At 58.1% G+C, this 19069-nt stretch carries 15 protein-coding genes; 5 read left to right on the forward strand and 10 right to left on the reverse strand.

All coding sequences use genetic code 11. The annotated features are described in order from the left end of the window. Positions 1 to 25: 25 nt before the first annotated feature. Positions 26 to 2656 carry a DNA gyrase subunit A gene (gene gyrA, locus AC13DD_RS07820; protein ID WP_008172069.1) on the reverse strand — a complete coding sequence of 877 codons (2631 nt, stop codon included), beginning with the start codon at positions 2654 to 2656 and terminating at the stop codon, positions 26 to 28. A 126-nt stretch (positions 2657 to 2782) separates the two neighbouring features. Further along, complete coding sequence (purU, locus tag AC13DD_RS07825) at positions 2783 to 3637, reverse strand: formyltetrahydrofolate deformylase (RefSeq protein WP_008172070.1); 855 nt, start codon at positions 3635 to 3637, stop codon at positions 2783 to 2785. A gap of 143 nt (positions 3638 to 3780) precedes the next feature. On the opposite strand from purU, the gene ggt reads away from it, so the two are divergent. Genes ggt through ftsH form a run of 3 tightly spaced genes read left to right on the forward strand, consistent with a single transcriptional unit; the run spans position 3781 to position 7743 of the window. Beyond that, positions 3781 to 5544: a gamma-glutamyltransferase gene (gene ggt / locus AC13DD_RS07830; RefSeq protein ID WP_008172072.1), complete on the forward strand. Its 1764-nt coding sequence runs from the start codon at positions 3781 to 3783 to the stop codon at positions 5542 to 5544. A gap of 40 nt (positions 5545 to 5584) precedes the next feature. Continuing rightward, complete coding sequence (locus AC13DD_RS07835; RefSeq protein WP_014576785.1) at positions 5585 to 5833, forward strand: thiamine-binding protein; 249 nt, start codon at positions 5585 to 5587, stop codon at positions 5831 to 5833. Next, complete coding sequence (gene ftsH, locus AC13DD_RS07840; RefSeq protein WP_104271406.1) at positions 5830 to 7743, forward strand: ATP-dependent zinc metalloprotease FtsH; 1914 nt, start codon at positions 5830 to 5832, stop codon at positions 7741 to 7743. Before AC13DD_RS07835 ends, ftsH begins: the two co-directional genes overlap by 4 nt. A 15-nt stretch (positions 7744 to 7758) precedes the next feature. Here ftsH and AC13DD_RS07845 read toward each other — a convergent pair whose 3' ends face one another. From AC13DD_RS07845 to cysP, 7 genes are all read right to left on the reverse strand, one after another. Next, positions 7759 to 8478: a ZIP family metal transporter gene (locus tag AC13DD_RS07845; protein WP_062784806.1), complete on the reverse strand. Its 720-nt coding sequence runs from the start codon at positions 8476 to 8478 to the stop codon at positions 7759 to 7761. A 35-nt stretch (positions 8479 to 8513) separates the two neighbouring features. Further along, on the reverse strand, positions 8514 to 9380 hold the full coding sequence (locus AC13DD_RS07850) for a universal stress protein (protein ID WP_482931043.1): 867 nt from the start codon (positions 9378 to 9380) through the stop codon (positions 8514 to 8516). Further along, positions 9373 to 11772: a Lon protease family protein gene (locus tag AC13DD_RS07855; RefSeq protein ID WP_482931044.1), complete on the reverse strand. Its 2400-nt coding sequence runs from the start codon at positions 11770 to 11772 to the stop codon at positions 9373 to 9375. Before AC13DD_RS07855 ends, AC13DD_RS07850 begins: the two co-directional genes overlap by 8 nt. A 130-nt stretch (positions 11773 to 11902) precedes the next feature. Continuing rightward, positions 11903 to 12994, reverse strand: a complete 1092-nt coding sequence (locus AC13DD_RS07860; RefSeq protein ID WP_405419213.1) for a sulfate/molybdate ABC transporter ATP-binding protein — start codon at positions 12992 to 12994, stop codon at positions 11903 to 11905. Positions 12995 to 13003: 9 nt separating this feature from the next. Continuing rightward, positions 13004 to 13834 (reverse strand): sulfate ABC transporter permease subunit CysW, encoded by an 831-nt coding sequence (cysW, locus tag AC13DD_RS07865; RefSeq protein ID WP_053114946.1) that lies wholly within the window; start codon positions 13832 to 13834, stop codon positions 13004 to 13006. Positions 13835 to 13837: 3 nt separating this feature from the next. Further along, a complete protein-coding gene (gene cysT, locus AC13DD_RS07870; RefSeq protein WP_482931045.1) occupies positions 13838 to 14710 on the reverse strand; it encodes a sulfate/thiosulfate ABC transporter permease CysT in 873 nt (290 codons plus the stop codon). An 18-nt stretch (positions 14711 to 14728) separates the two neighbouring features. Continuing rightward, complete coding sequence (gene cysP / locus AC13DD_RS07875) at positions 14729 to 15763, reverse strand: thiosulfate ABC transporter substrate-binding protein CysP (protein WP_008172090.1); 1035 nt, start codon at positions 15761 to 15763, stop codon at positions 14729 to 14731. Positions 15764 to 16019: 256 nt separating this feature from the next. On the opposite strand from cysP, the gene AC13DD_RS07880 reads away from it, so the two are divergent. Both AC13DD_RS07880 and AC13DD_RS07885 read left to right on the forward strand, forming a co-directional pair. Continuing rightward, the gene (locus AC13DD_RS07880) at positions 16020 to 17504 is read left to right on the forward strand and encodes a glutamate-cysteine ligase family protein (protein WP_008172091.1); all 1485 of its coding nucleotides are present in this window, start codon (positions 16020 to 16022) and stop codon (positions 17502 to 17504) included. Continuing rightward, entirely contained in the window at positions 17501 to 18541 is a 1041-nt protein-coding gene (locus AC13DD_RS07885) for a M14 family metallopeptidase (RefSeq protein WP_227497787.1), read from the forward strand. Before AC13DD_RS07880 ends, AC13DD_RS07885 begins: the two co-directional genes overlap by 4 nt. 80 nt (positions 18542 to 18621) lie before the next feature. Here the strand turns inward: AC13DD_RS07885 and AC13DD_RS07890 are convergent, their stop codons facing one another. Continuing rightward, positions 18622 to 18894: a hypothetical protein gene (locus tag AC13DD_RS07890; protein WP_199185522.1), complete on the reverse strand. Its 273-nt coding sequence runs from the start codon at positions 18892 to 18894 to the stop codon at positions 18622 to 18624. Positions 18895 to 19069 lie beyond the last annotated feature (175 nt).

The raw sequence follows: 19069 nt of genomic DNA on the forward strand, positions 1-19069 counted from the left end.
GAATCTGTCCGTGGCAAGTGCCGGCTTATTCGTCGCCGGCACTCTCGCCTTCTTGGCCTTGCTGGCCTTCTTCCGGGCTCTCGTCGGCAACAATCGGATTGCCTTCACTGTCGAGCTCTTCGTCGTCGGTTTCCGCAATCCGCTCAACGCCAACCAGCCGCTCGTCTTCTTGGCTCAGCTTGATCAGGCGCACGCCCTGGGTATTCCGGCTAAGAACCGACACTTCGTCTGTCCGGGTACGCACGAGCGTGCCCTTGTCAGAGATCAGCATCATTTCGTCACCGTCGAACAGCTGCAGGGCTGTCACCAGGTTACCGTTACGCTCGGAGCACTGCATGGCGATAACGCCCTGGCTGCCACGGCTGTAGGTCGGGAACTCGTCAATGGCGGTACGCTTGCCGTAGCCGTTTTCGGAGGCAGTCAGGATAACCCCACCGTCCTGCGGGATGATCAGCGACACCACATGGTGACCCTGCGGCATCTTGATACCGCGAACACCACGGGCTGTCCGGCTCATGGGACGAACGGCTTCTTCGTTGAAGCGCACCGCCTTGCCAGCGGTCGAGAACAGCATGACCTCGGCATCGCCTTTGGTAATGGCTGCACCGATCAGGGTATCGCCCTCATCCAGTGACAGGGCAATCAGGCCGCTGCTGCGCGGACGCGAGAAGTTCGGCAACGGCGTTTTCTTGACCACACCGGCAGAGGTGGCCATCAGCACGAACTGGTCTTCCGGATAATCCCGAACCGGCAGGAACGTGGTAATACGCTCGCCTTCGTCCAGCGGCAGGATATTCACCATGGGCCGACCGCGGGAGGCACGGCTGGCGCGTGGAATCTCGAACACCCGCAGCCAGTACACCTTGCCACGGTTGGAGAAACACAGAATCGTATCGTGGGAGTTGGCCACCAGCAGCTTCTCAACGAAGTCTTCGTCCTTCATAGAGGTTGCTGCCTTGCCCCGACCACCACGACGCTGGGCCTGGTAGTCTTCCACTGCCTGGGTCTTGGCGTAACCACTGTGGGAAATGGTCACCACCAGGTCTTCTTCATCAATCAGGTCGGCGATGGTCAGGTCGCGACGGGAGCTGGTGATTTCGGTACGACGCTCGTCACCAAACTCGGTAACGATCGCTTCCAGCTCTTCCCGGATCACCTGGAGCAGCCGCTCGGGGTCGCCCAGGATGTCCAGCAGATCGGCAATCTTGTCGAGAATTTCCTTGTATTCGTTCTGGAGCTTCTCGGTTTCCAGACCGGTCAGGCGGTGCAGACGCAAGTCCAGAATGGCCTGGGCCTGTTCCGGTGAAAGATGATACAGACCTTCACGCAGCCCATAGATCTCTGGCAGGTCGTCCGGACGGCAGGCGTCCTGACCGGCACGTTCCAGCATGGCCATGACATCGCCCGGTGACCAGCCCTTGGCAATCAGCTTTTCCTTCGCTTCGGCGGCGGACGGCGAGGCCTTGATCAGCTCGATAATCTCGTCGATGTTGGCCAGGGCAACCGTCAAACCTTCCAGAATATGGCCACGTTCACGGGCTTTACGCAGTTCGTAGATGGTCCGGCGGGTCACTACTTCACGGCGGTGACGAACGAACGCATCCAGCAGCTGCTTCAGATTCAGGGTTTTCGGCTCACCGTTGATCAGGCCAACCATGTTGATGCCGAATACAGTTTCCAGCTGGGTCTGGGCAAACAGGTTGTTGACCACAACGTCCGGGTTCTCACCCCGACGCAGTTCGATCACCACCCGGATACCTTCCTTGTTGGATTCGTCCCGCAGCTCGGAGATACCTTCAAGACGCTTTTCTTTTACCAGCTCCGCGATCTTCTCGATCAGGCGGGCCTTGTTCAGCTGATACGGCAGCTCGGTGATGATGATGGCATCGCGATTGGTCTTGTTGTCGTGCTCGATCTCGTGGCGGGCACGAATATAGATACGACCACGGCCGGTACGGTAGGCCTCAACGATGCCGGCACGGCCGTTGATGATGCCCTCGGTCGGGAAATCCGGGCCCGGAATGAATTCCATCAGCTCATCGATGGTCAGATCCGGATTATCAATCAGCGCCAAGCAGCCGCTTACGACTTCCGTCAGGTTGTGGGGCGGAATGTTGGTAGCCATGCCCACGGCAATACCGGAGGAACCATTCACCAGCAGGTTGGGCACCCGGGTGGGCAGAACCTCGGGAATCCGCTCGGTACCGTCGTAGTTATCGACGAAATCGACCGTTTCCTTGTCCAGGTCCGCCAGCAGGGAGTGGGCGATCTTCTCCATGCGGATCTCGGTGTAACGCATGGCAGCCGCGTTGTCACCGTCGATGGAACCGAAGTTACCCTGGCCATCAACCAGCGGATACCGCAGGGAGAACGGCTGGGCCATACGTACGATGGTGTCGTATACCGCAGAGTCACCGTGGGGGTGGTATTTACCGATAACATCACCCACCACACGGGCGGACTTCTTATAGGCCTTGTTCCAGTCGTTGTTCAGTTCGGACATGGCGAACAGAACGCGGCGGTGAACCGGCTTGAGGCCATCCCTCACATCCGGAAGCGCCCGCCCGACGATCACGCTCATGGCGTAATCGAGGTAGGACTGTTTTAACTCGTCTTCAATATTGACCGGCAGGATCTCTTTGGCTAACTCACCCATCGAGAAAGGTTCCTTTGCGTTATCTGGAAGTCGTATCGGGGCCGTTTCCGGGCCCCATAGTTATTCTTCAACAAGCCGCCAAGTCTACCACAGTCGCACCCTTTCCGGGGCAACTGTGAGGCAGCCTTAATCAAACACCACTGTCTTGTTTTCGTAGGTGATCACCCGGTCTTCAATGTGTGAGCGCAGGCCCCGGGCCAACACGTTCTTTTCCACATCCTTACCCAGGCGAACCATATCCTCGATAGAGTCGCTGTGGGTGATCCGGATAACGTCCTGCTCGATGATCGGGCCCTCGTCGAGGTCCTGAGTCACGTAGTGGCAGGTGGCACCAATCAGCTTAACACCGCGGCTGTAGGCCTGGTGATAGGGGCGTGCACCGGCGAAAGACGGCAGGAAGCTGTGATGGATATTGATCACCTTGCCGGAGTATTTCTCGCAGAGCTCGCCAGGAAGGATCTGCATGTAGCGCGCCAGCACCACCACATCGGCCTCATATTTCTGGAACAGCTCATCAATATGGGCGAAAGCTTCCTCTTTGTTTTCCTTGCTTACCGGCACGTGGTGGTAGGGAATCTCATGCCACTCCACCATCCGGCGCAGGTCGTCGTGGTTGGAGATGACCGCCACGATCTCGGCATTGATCTCCTTGCTGTGCCAGCGGTGCAGCAGATCAGCCACACAATGGGATTCCTTGCTGCACATCAGGATGACTTTCTTGGGCTGGGCCGAGTCGGCAATGTGCCAGTTCATATTGAATTCGCGGGCAATCGGCTCAAACGCGGCGCGGAACTGGTCCAGACCGAACGGAATCGAGGTGGCCTTGATCTCGTGCCGCATGAAAAACCAGCCGGTTTGCGTGTCGGAATGGTGACTCGCCTCGGTAATCCAGCCATTGTATGTCGACAGAAAATTACTCACCTTGGCGACAATTCCCACCCGGTCGGGGCAGGAAATCACAAGACGATAGGTATGCTCCATGAAAGCCTTTCCTTAACTGAAATCCGGGAAAGCAGGTGCGTCGGGGAATCACCGCCGACATTAACGGCAGGTTAACGGTACGCACCTATGAAAATGACCGGCTATCATAGCCTATCTGAACGCCAGAAACGAGGAATGGAGATATGGACAGAGGCCTCTACCAACGCACAATCAAAAACCTCGCCACGGGGCGCTCAGGCCGCCTTTCGATTGCGGCCGCCTTGACCTTTTTCATCACCACCGCGCCGGCCTTCGGACAGGCCATTCTCGAGGGTGAGCGGTTTCACCCGGTTACCGCAACCCAGGGCATGGTTGCCACCAGCCATACACTGGCCACCGAGGTGGCTCTGGAAGTGCTGAAAAACGGCGGCAATGCAATCGATGCAGCCGTTACCGCCGGTTTTGCACTCGCTGTCACCCAGCCCCGTTCCGGCAACATTGGCGGTGGCGGTTTCATGCTGATTTCCAGGGGCGACGGATCAGATCCGGAAGCCATTGATTATCGCGAAAAAGCGCCCGCTGCCGCCACAGAAACCATGTTCCAGGACGAATCCGGCGAGGTGGTCAGGAACCGCAGTCGTTTTACCCACCTGGCCGCAGGGGTTCCGGGCACAGTTGCCGGCCTTGCACTGGCGCTGGAGCGGCACGGCACCATTACCCTCAAGCAGGCACTGGCGCCGGCCATCAAACTGGCCCAAGACGGTTTCGTAGTGCCCCAGCGTTTTACTGAAGGTCTGGAGCAGGCCCGGGAGAGACTCGAGCGATGGCCCGCCACCCGTGACACCTTTTATAGGGAAGACGGCAGCGCCTGGCAGCCCGGGAAACGCTTTCGACAGCCGGAACTGGCGGCAACACTCCAGCGCATTGCCGACAACGGCGTGAAAGGCTTTTACGAAGGCGAAACCGCCGATCTGATTGCCAGCGAAATGGAACGGAATGGCGGCCTCATCACGCACCAGGACCTGAAAGACTATCGCCCGGTTGTCCGGGCGCCGGTTCACGGCAACTATCGCGGGTACGATATTTTCTCGATGTCGCCGCCCTCCTCCGGCGGCACGCACATTGTCCAGATCCTGAATATCCTGGAAGGCTTCCCGATGGCCGAGTTTGGCCATAACTCCGCTGATGCGATTCATCACATGGCCGAAGCCATGAAACTGGCCTACGCGGACCGTTCAAAATACCTCGGCGACACGGATTATGTGGAGGTGCCGCTGGCGGGGTTAACCAGCAAAGGCTACGCAGAAGAACTGCGCAAAGGCATTGATCCAGACAGGGCACGACCGGCCAGCGACATCAATCCCGGCCAGCCAGCTGCCTGGGAAAGCCCTGAAACCACCCATTTTTCCGTGGTGGATAAATGGGGCAACGCCGTGTCCAACACCTACACAATCAATTTCAGTTATGGATCCGGCATTACGGTGGAAGGCGCTGGATTCCTGCTTAACAACGAAATGGACGACTTCAGTGCCAAGCCCGGTGTGCCCAACGCTTATGGCCTGATCGGTGGCGAAGCCAACAAGGTCGAGCCCGGCAAACGCATGCTGAGCTCCATGTCGCCCACTATCGTTAAGAAGGATGGCAAGAACGTTCTGGTGACCGGCAGCCCCGGAGGCTCCCGGATCATTACCACCACCTTGCAGGTGATCCTCAATGTGATTGATCATGGAATGAACATCCAGACCGCCGTGAGCGCTCCGCGCATGCACCACCAGTGGCTGCCGGATGAAATCCGGATCGAACAGGGCATCAGCCCCGACACCATCCGGCTTCTGCAGGAGCGGGGGCACACGGTGGTCGGTGGATCAGCCATGGGCGCCATCCAGAGCATCCTGATTGACGAAGAGGGTGTTCTCAATGGTGGCGCGGACCCGAGGAGGAGCACTTCGTCGGCCATGGGCTATTAACGGGCAATTGACCAGGGTCACTGACCTGAATGGAGGCTTTATGTATCTTTCTGTACAACTGAGCTGCTATCCCCTGAAAGAGGAGTACAAGCAGCCAATCAAAGACCTGATCGCGCGCCTGGAGCAGACCGGACTGGAAGTCTATCCGGGGCGAATGAGCACCGAGATTTTCGGCGACTATGATGAGGTTATGGGCGTGCTCTCGGACACCATGAAATGGTCGTTCGAGACCTACGGCAAATCTGTCTTCGTGGCGAAGATCATGGAGGGCGACCGGAGACCGAAATGACAGCACCGAGTGGGCCAGACAACCAGCAACAGAAACCGGATCAGAACCAACAACCGGTCATTCCGAACCAGTATGCGTTCCTTTGGCTGAGCGCTGCCATCTTCCTGATGGTGCTCTGGCTGCAGGATGGCGGACAACCGCGGCTTCAGGACCTCGCCTACTCGGAATTCAAGACGGCTGTTGTGAACAATCAGGTGGCAGAAGTCACGTTGAAAGAAGAAGCCATTACCGGCTTGTTCACCGACAGCGGTGCAGCCGATTTCAGCTCTGACAGCCCACCCCACACCAGCACGCCCGGTTTCCATACCATCCGCCCGCCCATGGAAGACCCGTCGCTGCTCAACCTTCTTGAAGAGCACAGTGTCACCATTCGGGCCACGCCATCAGGTCTGCCCTGGTGGCAGGAAATGATTCGCGGCTTCCTGCCCTGGATCCTGCTGCTGGCGCTGATGTTCTGGTTCTGGGGTGCGGCGCAGAAACGCATGACACAGGGTGGCGGCCCGTTTGATTTCAGCCGCTCCAAGGCACGGCGGGCCCACAAGGAAACCTCTACCGCCACCCTGGATGACGTGGCCGGCATTGAATCCGCCAAGCGGGAAATTGCCGAGATCATCGATTTCCTGAAATCTCCCGAAAAATACCGGGCACTGGGTGCCGTCATGCCCAAGGGCGTGCTTCTGGTCGGTCCGCCGGGCACCGGCAAAACACTACTGGCCCGGGCCATCGCCGGCGAAGCCGAAGTGCCCTTCTACAGCATCAGCGCCTCGGAATTCATCGAGATGTTCGTGGGTGTCGGCGCCGCGCGGGTTCGGGACATGTTCAAGGAAGCCCGGAAAGACGCGCCGGCGCTGATTTTCATCGACGAACTGGATGCCATTGGCCGATCACGTGGTGCGGGCCTGGGTGGTGGCCATGATGAACGAGAGCAGACACTGAACCAGATCCTCACGGAAATGGACGGTTTCGAGGCTCACGAAAATGTTCTGGTACTGGCTGCCACCAACCGGCCGGACGTACTCGACAGTGCCCTGCTCCGCCCGGGCCGTTTTGACCGCAAGATCACTCTCGACCGCCCCCACAAGGAGGCCCGCGCGGCGATCCTGGCCGTTCACGTGCGAAAGGTCCCCCTAGCGAATGATGTCGACCTGGATCAACTGGCCGCACGCACCATCGGCTTTTCCGGGGCGGATCTCAAGAACCTCGTAAATGAAGCGGCGCTCACCGCAGCCCGCGAAAGCCTGCATGAGGTGAATGCCCATTGCTTTGATCTGGCCCGGGACAGAATTATTCTCGGTGAAGAACGGGATACCAAGCTGAACCCGCAGGAGCGTGAGGCCGTTGCCTACCACGAGTGTGGCCACGCCATCATGGCCTACTATATGCCGAACGCGGACCCGCTTACCAAGTTGACCATCATTCCTCACGGCATGGCCATGGGAGTGACGGAACAAACCCCCCGGGAAGATCACTACACCTACACCGAAAGCTACCTGAAGGATCGCATCAAGGTGATGCTTGGCGGTCGCTGCTCGGAAAAGCTGATCTACGGAGAAGTCAGTACCGGCGCCCAGAACGACCTCAAGGAGGCCACCGCGCTGATACGCAAGATGATCGGCCAGTGGGGCATGAGCGAAAAGATCGGCCCGCTGGGCCTGAACATCGGCGAGGAACATGTTTTCCTGGGCCGGGAGATGGGCATGCCGAGGGAGTTCAGCGAAAAGATGGCTGAAATGATTGACGAGGAAATCCAGTCCCAGCTCCTGGCCCTCGAGAAGGCAACCCTCGACTTCCTGACCGAGCACCGAAACCAGTTGGACGCATTGGCCAAAGCCGTGCTGAAAAAGGAAACGCTGTCAGCAGAGGACGTCGAGGAAATCCTGCGCAAGGAAGATGCACGGAAGATTGCCTGATACTCAAGTCATGGCCTAGATCACCAGGTCATGACTGAACAGGGTAATACAGAACCCAAGGACCGCTCCCAGAGGTGGCCCCCAATGCCGGTCAAGCCTCGACTGAGGAGCGATGTCCTGGAAAATCAGGTACAGAATACCCCCGGAAGCCATCAGCATCAGTGAGCCCAGTAATACGGGGCGCTCCGACAAGAAGAAATAGCCAAACAGGCCGGCCACCGGACCTGTGATCACCAGGCTACTCATAAAGACCAGCGTCTTTCGTGAGCTATGGCCTTTCAGGTAAAGCAACTCCCGATAGGCGTTGAACCCTTCCGGCAAGTTCTGCAAGGCAATGAGTAACGCCATGAGCAGCGCAATCTCGGTGTTCACCACGGCGAGCCCGCCCAGCGCGGCAGCTTCCGGAATAAAATCCAGCATCACGCCCAGGAGCTGCGGAGATTCACGGCGTTTCAAACCGAGAACCCGCTCTATCAGGAAGAATATGAGCCCGCCCGCAAGAATAGCCGGAATCGCAAGAAGGGATCCTCCCATGCTGGATCGGCCTTCCGGAATAAAAACCACAGCGACCGCGCCAAGCAGGATGCCGCCACCGAGCGCGATCACGAAATGGCGAAACTCCTGCTCCAGCCAATTGGGTCGGATCCGTTCAAAGCTGGCGAGCAGTCCGCCCAGTGGAATGCAGGCGCCGGCAAGGACGGTCAGTCCAACAATGGAGAGAACATCTATAAACATCAGCTAATAAAGACCTATGGAGCAACCGATGGGATTCAGGGCGTGACCGTGACGGGAAGGTTCAGGGCCACCAGCAATCGCTCTGCGCCGGGCTCCTGGAGCAGTGTGCATTCCCGGCTTAGCACCAGCTCTACCGCCCTTTCCTGTCGTAGAATTCCGGCCACAACAGCCGGATCCGTTGAGGGCAGAGACCTTACACGAAGCTCCGATTCCTGAATACCCAGGTCCTGCGCGACGCCTTTAAGATCGTCGGCTGAGACCGTCGAGTCAGCGCCCAACAGTAGTGTCACGGGCCGGTGGGAATGACGAACCACCTCAGCGGTTGCCTGGACAGCGCGGCCGTTAGCGCCATGATGGTCATTGAGAAACACCACAACCCTGCCCAAAGGTTCGGCCCGACTTTCACACCAGAGCAAGACCCTTCCCCGGGAACGACGAACCAGCCCTTTTGCCGTCGAGCCCAAGCGCGCACCGGGCTCGGAGGACCAACCAACGCGGCCCAGCACCAGAAGATCCTGAGGGCCGGCGAGCGCCAGCACCTCATCAATCACATGGCCCCGGGCGACACTCAGGGATTGCCTGCCACCGTATGACGCGACGGCACCGGCAAGAGCACGGCGGGCTTCGCTCGCCAACCTTTGCATGCGCTGTTCAACGTCGCCAGCAGCCAGGGGGCGGCTGATACCGGACGAACCGCCCACTTCGCGGGCAAAACCATAGCCGGCGCTTCGCAGCTGATTCAGCTCCTCAACAAACACACCGAGCACATCGGCACCGGTATTCGCGGCAATCCCGACCGCAGCCTGCAAGGCGGCGTAACTCATCCTGGAACCATCGAGAAGTACCAGTACACGACCGGTTGTGGTGCCGGGATCAGCCTGGTCTGCTGGACTATCAGTCACGATCCTTGCCTCCGCTGCTGTTCGCTTCTCCGTTCTCGTCCCGTTTCTTGCTGGCCTCCGCGAACTTCTCCAGGCGTTCGGCAACCCGGTGATTGAAGCTGTTCTCGGGGAACTCGCCATTACTATCCGGTTCTCCGGGCTCAAGACCGGTTAGCAGCTCAATTGCCTCATTGATGCCTGAAATCGGATAGATCCGGAACCGGTCTTCAGCGATCGCCTTCCTTACATCGGCTCTCAGCATCAAATGTTCAACATTGCTTGCGGGCAGCAGAACGCCCTGCCCGCGGACATCGCCGGCCCCCTTGCAGACATCGAAAAAGCCTTCGATCTTCTCGTTCACGCCACCCACAGCCTGAACTTCACCATGCTGGTTCATGGACCCTGTCACCGCGAAGGATTGTTTGAGTGGGACTCGGGAAATGGCAGACAGCAACACACAGGTTTCTGCCACCGAAGCGGAATCGCCCTCGACACCACCGTAGGATTGCTCGAAGGCCAGGCTCGCCGAAAGCGACAGTTCACCATCGCCTGCATACCGGCTCGCCAGGAATCGGGACAATATCATCACGGCCTTACTATGAATGGGGCCGCCGAGTTTGGCCTCCCGCTCGATATCCACCACCTGCCCCTTACCGGGACGGGCCGTGGCGGTAATCCGGGTAGGCTGCCCGAACATCGACGCCCCAAGTCTGAGCACCGAAAGGCCATTTACCTGAGCCACCTCCTCGCCGGTGGTGGCTATCATCACCACACCCCGGCTGATTTGCTCGCGACTTCGTTCCCGGACCCGGCTGGCCCGGTATTCCCGTTCATCAATGGCCTGCTGGAGATGGCTGGCTTCAACCGTATCGGCCCCGGCCTGTCCCGCCCAGTGGTCTGCCTCGCTCAGAATGTCGCGGAGCACCCGGTCGTGGGCGGTCAGTTTGCGCTGGTCTGCTGCCAGCCGGCTGGCATGTTCAATCAGCCGGGCCACGGCGCTTCGCTCCAGCGGTCGCATTTTCAGGCCCCGGGCCATGGTGGCGATCATGCGCGCGTAGAGTTCGTAGCATTCTTCATTGCGGTCCAGGTCGTCCTCGAAATCCGCTTCTACTTTGAACAGGTCCAGAAAGTCCGGATCATAGTGGGACAGCAGGTAATAGAGCATCCGGTCCCCGAGCAGAACCACCTTGACCGACACCGGAATAGGCTCCGGCTGCAGGCTGACGGTACTCACCAACCCGTAAAGCCGCTCCAGTGACTCGATTCGAACCTCACCGGAGGACAGGATCCGCTTCAGGCTTTCCCACGCCATCGGCTGTGTCAGTACCCTGCGCGCATCAATGATCAGATAGCCGCCACTGGCCCGGTGCATGGAACCGCCACGAATCAGCGTGAAATCGGTATAGAGATTACCCTGCCGGGCCCGATGTTCAATCTGCCCCGCCAGATGCTGATGGTTCGGCAGGTCCTCGTAGATAACGGGCGCTCCGGCCGTCTCGGCATTATCGACCAGCAAATTGACCTTGTACCTTGCCAACAGGCCCGCCGGAGGCCCGTTATCGGTATCCTGAAAAGCCTCGGCGTGCTCGACCACATCCTCACGAACGGCATCCAGGTACTCGGCGATATCCTGCAGGTGGGACCATTTTTCCCTCAACTCCCCAATCGGGCCGCCCAGGGTCAGCTGCACCATTTCTTCATTCAGGGCATGGACTCTTTCCCTGACCTCCTTCCGCATCCTGGGTATCTGCTGGATGGTTTGCTGAAGCTTTTTCTGAAGCTCCTCAACCTTGGATTCGACCAGCGCTTTCTCCTCGTCCGAGAAGTTCTTGTATTCCTCCGGGTCGATCACCTCGCCCTTGCGCATCGGGGCAAAGGTAAAGCCGGCCGGCGTGGTGATCATGGCAATGTTGTTCCGGTTCGCCTCTTCCTGGATATCAAACAGGCCCTGATGCTGACGCTTGGCCATTTCTTCCTGGAGTTCCTGCAACCTGGCCTGGTATTCCTCGCTTTCGAAGGCAGCAGGGATTGCTGTTCGGAGCTCCTCTGCCAGTTCATTCATGTGTTTCTTGAATTGCCGCCCTTCACCGGCCGGCAGTCGAATGGCGCGTGGCCGCTCTGAAAACTGGAAGTTGTAGACATGGCACCAATCCGGCGGGACCGGCTGGCTTGCCGCATGCAGGCAAAGAAAGCGTTCGACCAGCTCGTGCTTGCCGGCACCGGAGGGTCCGAGAACAAAGAGATTGAAACCGTCTGCCTGAATACCGGCACCAAATTCCAGCGCCCGCAGTACCCGGTCCTGACCATACGGACGCTCAAGATCCTGCAGGTCTTCGGTAGTGATGAAATCCAGCTTGTCTTCGGGGCAACCGTGGTAGACCTGGTTTTCCGTTAACGGGGCGGGTAGTGGCATTACATCCTCCTGATGGTTCCCACCCGAAAGTGGGATACGCCGATTACGTCGAACGAGTAATCCGGGGGCAACGGCCCCTCATCAGGAAACTATAGATGATGGCTGGCGCCCTGCTCCAACGATCAGGGCACTAACGCCACTCGAGGGTCTTGGGCTCCACCGCATGTTCGCAGAACAGATGCCCCACATCCGGCACGGCGAAGCAGCGGTCACCCCGCTGGGGCTGACGGGCGTTAAACTCGGTATGGCTGATGCCAACCTCCCAGAGCTCCTCGCACTCCCAGCCATCGGGCTTGAGTTCGATGCGAACTTCCGCACCGATCAGGTTGATTGCCTCGATCCGGAAAGGCAGATGGGCCTCGTCACTGGCAGACTGGGTGAGGCGCACTTCGTGGGGCCTCAGGTAGAGCTGCGCGTCATCGTTTTCACAGCCTTCGGGCAGTCGAATCCAGGCGTCACCCTGGCGCATGACACCATCGCGGATCTTGCCAGACAGCACATTAACCTGCCCCAGAAACTCGAATACAAACCGGCTGTCCGGGCGACCATAAAGCTCCAGGGGTGTATCAACCTGCTCAATCCGGCCATTGCTCATCACAACCACCTGATCGGAGAGCTCCAGGGCCTCCTCCTGATCGTGGGTCACGAACACACTGGTGAAATGCAGCTCATCGTGGAGGCTGCGCAGCCAGCGGCGAAGGTCTTTTCGCACCTTGGCATCAAGCGCCCCGAAGGGCTCATCCAGCAGAAGAATCTCCGGGCGCATGGCCATGGCCCGCGCCAGGGCGATGCGTTGCTTCTGCCCACCTGAAAGCTGCGCGGGGTAACGGTCGGCCAGGTGTTCCAGCTGAACCATTTCCAGCAGGTCTTTTACCCGCTTGCGGATCTCGGGCTTGCCGGGGCGCTCCTTGCGCGGAAGCACATTGAGGCCAAAGGCCACGTTCTCGGCCACTGTCATGTGACGAAACAACGCATAGTGCTGGAACACAAACCCCACACGCCGGTCCCGCACATGCAGATCGGTCACATCCTTGCCGCTGAACCGGATTCTGCCCTCTTCGGGAGTTTCCAGGCCGGCAATGATCCGCAGCAGCGTGGTCTTGCCCGAACCGGAAGGGCCCAGCAACGCCGTGAGCTGGCCATCCGGAATGGTCAGATTGATGTCATGCAGGGCCTGGAACTTGTCGAAAAACTTGTTGATACCCTGTATCTCGATGCTCATTGGAAACCCTTAGTTACGACTCTGACGCCATTCAACGATGGCCTTGACGACAAGCGTGATCAGCGCAATGCCTGCAAGCAGCGAAGAAGCTGCAAAGGCGCCCACGGTGTTGTAATCCTGGTAAAGCAGCTCTACCTGCAACGGCAGCGTATTGGTCTCGCCCCGGATGTTGCCCGAGACCACCGACACGGCACCGAACTCGCCTACAGCCCGGGCGTTGGTGAGGATCACGCCGTAAAGTAGCGCCCAGCGGATATTCGGCAGGGTCACCCGCCGGAACAGCTGCCAGCCGGACGCGCCCAGCACCACGCCGGCCTCTTCCTCTTCCCGACCCTGTTGCTGCATCAGCGGGATCAGTTCTCTGGCCACGAACGGACAGGTCACAAACACGGTGACCATCACGATGCCGGGCCAGGAGAACATCAGTTGAATGTCGTATTCACCGAGCCACTGCCCCACCCAGCCATTGCTGCCGTAGAGCAGCAGGAAAAGCAGGCCGGCAACCACAGGCGAAACGGCGAACGGGATATCAATCAATGTGGTGAGCAACTTGCGCCCGGGGAACCGGAAGCGGGTCACAAGCCAGGCCAGAAACACGCCGAACACCATATTCAACGGGACCGTGAGCAGCGCAACCACGAGCGTCAGGCCAATGGCATGAAGCGTGTACTCGTTGAGAATATTGCTGACGTAACCGGCCCAGCCCTCGGCAAACGCTTGCACAAAAATCAGCACCAGGGGCATGAACAGCAGAAGCACCGTCAGGCCGACGGCGATTCCGATCAGAGTGCGACGAACCAGAGGGCTGTCGCCAACGCGGCGATGTTTACGCGCAGCCATACCCTAACCTCCGTGCAGGCGCTTGAGATAGCGCCCCTGCCAGACGTTGATCGCCAGGAGCAGCAACAGCGATACCGTCATCACCACTGCGGCAATGGCACTGGCCGCCGGAAAATCGTATTCCTCCAGGCGAACAAAGATCATCAGACTGATCACTTCACTGATGTAGGGTGAGTTGCCGGCAATAAAGATAACCGCGCCGTACTCACCCAGGCTTCGGGCAAACGAAAGCGCACCACCGGTCACCACAGCCGGCCAGAGTGTCGGGAACAGGATTTTCCGAAAGACCGTCATGTCCGAAGCACCCAGGCTCATGGCCGCTTCTTCATCCTCCGGCGCCATTTCCTCCAGTACCGGCTGAACCGTGCGCACCACAAACGGCACACTGGTGAAGGCCATCGCCACCACAATACCCAGCGGTGTGAATGCCACTTCAATACCCAGATCGGCGAGATACTGCCCATACCAGCCGTTCTCGGCAAACAGGGTTGCCAGTGTGATGCCGGCCACGGCGGTTGGCAGCGCGAAAGGCAGATCCATGATCGCATCCAGCAGCCGCTTGCCGGGAAACTCGTAACGCACCAGCACCCAGGCCATCAGCAGGCCGAACACGCAGTTGAATAGAGACGCTGCCAGGGCTGCCAGCGCGGTGACTTTATAGGACGCAACCACCCGCGGATCGGTGATCACAAACCAGAACTGCTCCCACCCCATGCCGGCGGCACGGATAAACAGGCCGCTGATGGGCAGAAGCAGCACCAGGCTGATAAAGAAAAGCGAAATGCCGAGGCTCAGTCCGAACCCCGGCAAAACGCGTTGGGTGGCGGGAGCGCTCAGCCGCTTTGACGGGCGCTCCGAAACGTCAGTGGTGGCCATGAATCAGCTGCGCATCCCTTAGCGGCGACGCTGCAACTGGTCCAGTTTGCCGCCACTGGCAAAGTGGGTCTCCATGGCATTTTCCCAGCTGCCGGCGATGTCCTGAATCGGCATCAGCTTCAGTTCGGGGAACTTGTCAGCCACTTCCGCTTTCACGGTTTCGTTGTGCACCCGGTAGTTGAATCCAGCCAGCATGCGCTGGGCTTCTTCGGAGTACAGATGCTTCAAGTAGGCCTGAGCCAGTTCTTCGGTGCCCTTCTTCTCGATGTTCTTGTCGATCCAGGTCACCGGGAACTCGGCCAGGAAACTCACTCTCGGGACCACAACCTGGAAATTCTTGTCCGGGTTCAGGGCCGGAATGTTGTTCACTTCGGATTCGAAGGTCAGCAGCACATCACCCAGGCCCCGTTCCACAAACGTGGTGGTGGCACCACGACCGCCGGAGTCGAATACCTTAACCTGGCCCAGCAGGTCGCTGAGGAAAGCATCAATCTTCTCCTGGTCGTCACCGAACTTGTCCTGGGCAAAACCCAGCGCCGCCAGGTAGGTATAGCGGCCGTTACCGGAGGTTTTCGGGTTCGGCATGATCAGTTCGACATCTTCGCGGATCAGATCATCCCAGTTCTGGATATTCTTGGGGTTACCCTCGCGCACCAGGAACGCCATGGTGGAATAGTACGGAGAGCTGTTATTTGGCAGGCGTGATGCCCAGTCCTCGGGAATCAGGTTGCCGCGCTCGGCCAGAATGTTTACGTCGGTGACCTGGTTGTAGGTAACCACATCCGCACCCAGCCCCTGCAGGATGGCGCGCGCCTGCTTGGAAGAGCCAGCGTGTGACTGCTGGATATCGACGGTTTCGCCGGTTTTTTCTTTCCAGTAGTCCTGGAACAGAACGTTGTATTCGGCAAACAGCTCGCGGGCAATATCGTAGGAGGAGTTCAGAAGCTCACGCTCCTGGGCAGAAGCCGGCCCTGTTAGCGAGAACGCCAGTGCCAGCGCACTGAACCACAGGCCCTTACGGGCTTTGGAACCGGAAAAAATCGAATTCGGCATAGTCGGCAGAGCTCCCAGTTAACTCGGAATCTTTATATACGCCAGAGGAATAGGTCGGCGTTTTCTTAGAACGCAAAGATAAAGTAGTCACCTAGGAACAACAATACTCCACCTAGATGATTTATAACTCCTTTAATAACTTTGAGCTATATAAATCACCATTGAAAACCCTACCGATGATTTAGCGTCGCTGAGGTGGTGTACAGCGCATCTTCCACTACTATCAAGGTAAGTCAGCGCTAGAGAAGACGTTGCCGTGGGACTGTCGATCAAGACAACAGAGTTTGCGCCGGAAGAGTTTGAACGTTTTGCCGCCAAGGTCAGGACGGATCTCAAGGCACTTACTCGTCTTCTGAACAGGCCCGGCTTTGGCGAAGGCGCAAGCTCCATCGGAGCCGAGGTAGAGTTCTACATCGTAAACCCGGCCCTGCGCGTTCAACCTATCAACACCGAAATCGCCGCCCGCGTTCAGGACCCTCAACTGACGGTTGAGCTTAACCGCTTCAATCTCGAATACAATCTCAGCCCCCAGGCTTTCAAGGGCTCTCCCTTCGCCAGAACAGAGCAGGAGTTGCTCTCTGCGATCCAACGGATCAACCAGCACGCCGCATCACTGGATGGAGAACTGGTGCCGATCGGCATTCTGCCCACGCTTCGCCAGTCTGATATGGGTGCGAAGGCAATGACAGACGAGCCCCGCTATCATGCGTTATCCAAAGCGCTGATCCAGCAACGGGGAGAGCCATTCAGCATCCATATTGGTGGTAACGACGTTATCAATCTGGAAGCTGACGACGTCTATATGGAAGGAGCAAACACGTCCTTCCAGCTTCACTGGCGGGTGCCCGCACACCGTTTTGCCGATTACTTCAATGCGGTCCAACTGGTCACGCCGGTTGTCCTCGCTCTGGCCAGCAATTCACCCAGCCTGTTCGGCCACCACCTGTGGGACGAAACCCGCATTGCCCTGTTCAAGCAATCCATCGACAGCCGATCGCCCAACCATAAAACCTGGCGCCATCCGCCACGGGTATACTACGGCAATGGCTGGACACGCAGCGCCTGGGAACTCTTTGCCGCCTCGGCATCGCTCTATCCGCCCATCATTCCACTGATGTCGGAGGAAGACCCGATGGCGGTGATTGATCGCGGTGATGTGCCGAAACTGGCTGAACTGCGACTGCACCAGGGAACCACCTGGCCCTGGAACCGTGCCATCTACGACCATACCGAAGGCGGCCACCTGCGCATCGAGATTCGCTCAATGCCCGCAGGCCCTACGGCTGCTGATATGTGTGCGAACGGGCTGTTCATAATTGGCGCTGCGCTGGCAGTCCTTGATGATATTCATCATCTGACGTCGATACTTCCCTTCCATTACACGGAACACAACTTCTACCGCGCCGCGAAATATGGCGTTGGCGCAGAAATCATATGGCCACACAAGAATCAGGTTCAGTTGCAGGATACGCCCCTGTTAAACGTGGCCCGGGATCTGCTACCCCGCGCCCGGGACGCACTGGCACAAACAGCCGTGGACGAGTCAGAAATTCACCGCTTGCTGGGAATTATCGAAGGCCGCATTGAAACCGCCATGTCGGGCGCCCGGTGGCAACGCCAAATCACCGAATCCCTGTTCAAATCCCTGAGCCCCGACGAGGCCTTCCAGACCATGCTCTCCCTGTACATGGCCAACCAGAAGACAAATACGCCGCTCCATGAATGGACATTGTCGCCGTGAGTAACTCGAACGTCCTTGATTATTTGAATGATCCCTCGCCCCGGACCCTGGGCCGCTCCGCCCTTGAGTGGTTGGACCAGCTACAAAAGCCCACGATTATTCGTGTTGCCGGTCGTGATCGCTCCCGGACCCGAGCCATGGCAACGCTGCTTCACGGCAATGAGCCTTCAGGTCTGTTTGCCCTTCACAGGTGGCTACTTGAGCAGCATACCCCCGATGTCAACATGCTGTTTCTGCTGGGAGGCGTCTACCCGGCGAAGATCCCACCCATGCTCTCACTGCGCCAGTTGTCGGAAGGACGTGATCTGAACCGGTGTTTCAAAGAGCCGTTTGAGGGAGAAGAAGGTGCGATCGCAAAGGCCATGCTGGCAGAGTTGCACAAAGTGAAACCAGAGTGCCTGCTGGACGTACACAACACCTCAGGCACGGGCCCCTCCTTCGCGGTGACCATCACCAATGATGCGGCCCACCAGGCGTTGACCTCTCTGTTCACAGACCGCCTCATAATGACAGATCTTCGCCTCGGCGCCCTGATGGAATACTCCGAGCAGGAAGTCCCAACGGTAACCATCGAATGTGGTGGGTCCCAAGATGATCAGGCCCATCAATTGGCGTATGAGGGCCTCGTGCGGTATGCCTCAAGGCCAGACGTGTTATCACTCGAAAAGGCGGAGTGGGACGTGGAGGTACTAAGAAATCCGATTCGGGTGGAGCTGGTTCCGGAAGCAACCATAGAATATCTTCCTGAACCCTCCGGCCGGGCTGACCTCACTTTACCACCAGACATCGAACACCGAAATTTCGGGATCGTATCGCCAAATGAGCCGCTGGGATGGATTGGAAAAAAAGGCCTCAGCGTACTCAACGCCATCGGCCATAACCGGACCGAGAACATGGGGCAGGTTTTTCAGGTCAGAGAGGGGCAAATCTTCCCCGCGCAGGCCATCAAAGCCTTTATGATCACCACCAATCCGGTGATTGCGAAGAGTGATTGCCTCTTCTACGCGGTCAAGGCGACTGGTGAGCCCATTTTCTGACAAGAAACAATAAGGCAAGCGACCCTTTCGTCCCTCCAATATGGCATGGACTCGCCCATTAAGCACAAACCGTTCGTTATCTATGGCTGATACGTCTTTATCCTGTGACAATTTCGAACATCAAAGTGAAGCCACGATACGTTTAACTCAACGCTTCCAATCATCTCAAAATCAGGGTCTGTTGAATGGCTCAAAATGTCCTGGCGTACTTCTTCAGCGGCTCGTTCAGCAAAGAGACAGTCTGCCGCACGACCGAAAGTATGTTGGCTGTAGCGTGAGTAAAATGGGCTGTCTTTGGTACGCAGCCCGCTCCACTCTCTTTCTTTGCCCCAGTAGTAGTTGTTAACCGTCATGGGGCCGTATCTCCGCCTCAGACGGTCAAGGGTTATAAGGAGCCGTTCGTCCAACAGTTCCCAGGCTTTCTCCCCCCATTCTTGGAAGACCTTGGGTGGCACCAACTCGTGAATAGCAAAATACTCGCAGCGATACATGGCATTGCTCCTCCCACAAAAATAACGTTCAGACAGC

It is taken from the genome of Marinobacter sp. L-13, assembly GCF_056857715.1.

Excerpts from the sequence above, each read along its gene's own strand:
- purU (WP_008172070.1), bottom strand. The coding sequence starts at position 3,637 with ATGGAGCATACCTATCGTCTTGTGATTTCCTGCCCCGACCGGGTGGGA.
- AC13DD_RS07890 (WP_199185522.1), bottom strand. The coding sequence starts at position 18,894 with ATGACGGTTAACAACTACTACTGGGGCAAAGAAAGAGAGTGGAGCGGG.
- AC13DD_RS07845 (WP_062784806.1), bottom strand. The coding sequence starts at position 8,478 with ATGTTTATAGATGTTCTCTCCATTGTTGGACTGACCGTCCTTGCCGGC.
- ftsH (WP_104271406.1), top strand. The coding sequence starts at position 5,830 with ATGACAGCACCGAGTGGGCCAGACAACCAGCAACAGAAACCGGATCAG.
- cysW (WP_053114946.1), bottom strand. The coding sequence starts at position 13,834 with ATGGCTGCGCGTAAACATCGCCGCGTTGGCGACAGCCCTCTGGTTCGT.
- AC13DD_RS07860 (WP_405419213.1), bottom strand. The coding sequence starts at position 12,994 with ATGAGCATCGAGATACAGGGTATCAACAAGTTTTTCGACAAGTTCCAG.
- gyrA (WP_008172069.1), bottom strand. The coding sequence starts at position 2,656 with ATGGGTGAGTTAGCCAAAGAGATCCTGCCGGTCAATATTGAAGACGAG.
- AC13DD_RS07855 (WP_482931044.1), bottom strand. The coding sequence starts at position 11,772 with ATGCCACTACCCGCCCCGTTAACGGAAAACCAGGTCTACCACGGTTGC.
- ggt (WP_008172072.1), top strand. The coding sequence starts at position 3,781 with ATGGACAGAGGCCTCTACCAACGCACAATCAAAAACCTCGCCACGGGG.
- cysT (WP_482931045.1), bottom strand. The coding sequence starts at position 14,710 with ATGGCCACCACTGACGTTTCGGAGCGCCCGTCAAAGCGGCTGAGCGCT.
- cysP (WP_008172090.1), bottom strand. The coding sequence starts at position 15,763 with ATGCCGAATTCGATTTTTTCCGGTTCCAAAGCCCGTAAGGGCCTGTGG.
- AC13DD_RS07835 (WP_014576785.1), top strand. The coding sequence starts at position 5,585 with ATGTATCTTTCTGTACAACTGAGCTGCTATCCCCTGAAAGAGGAGTAC.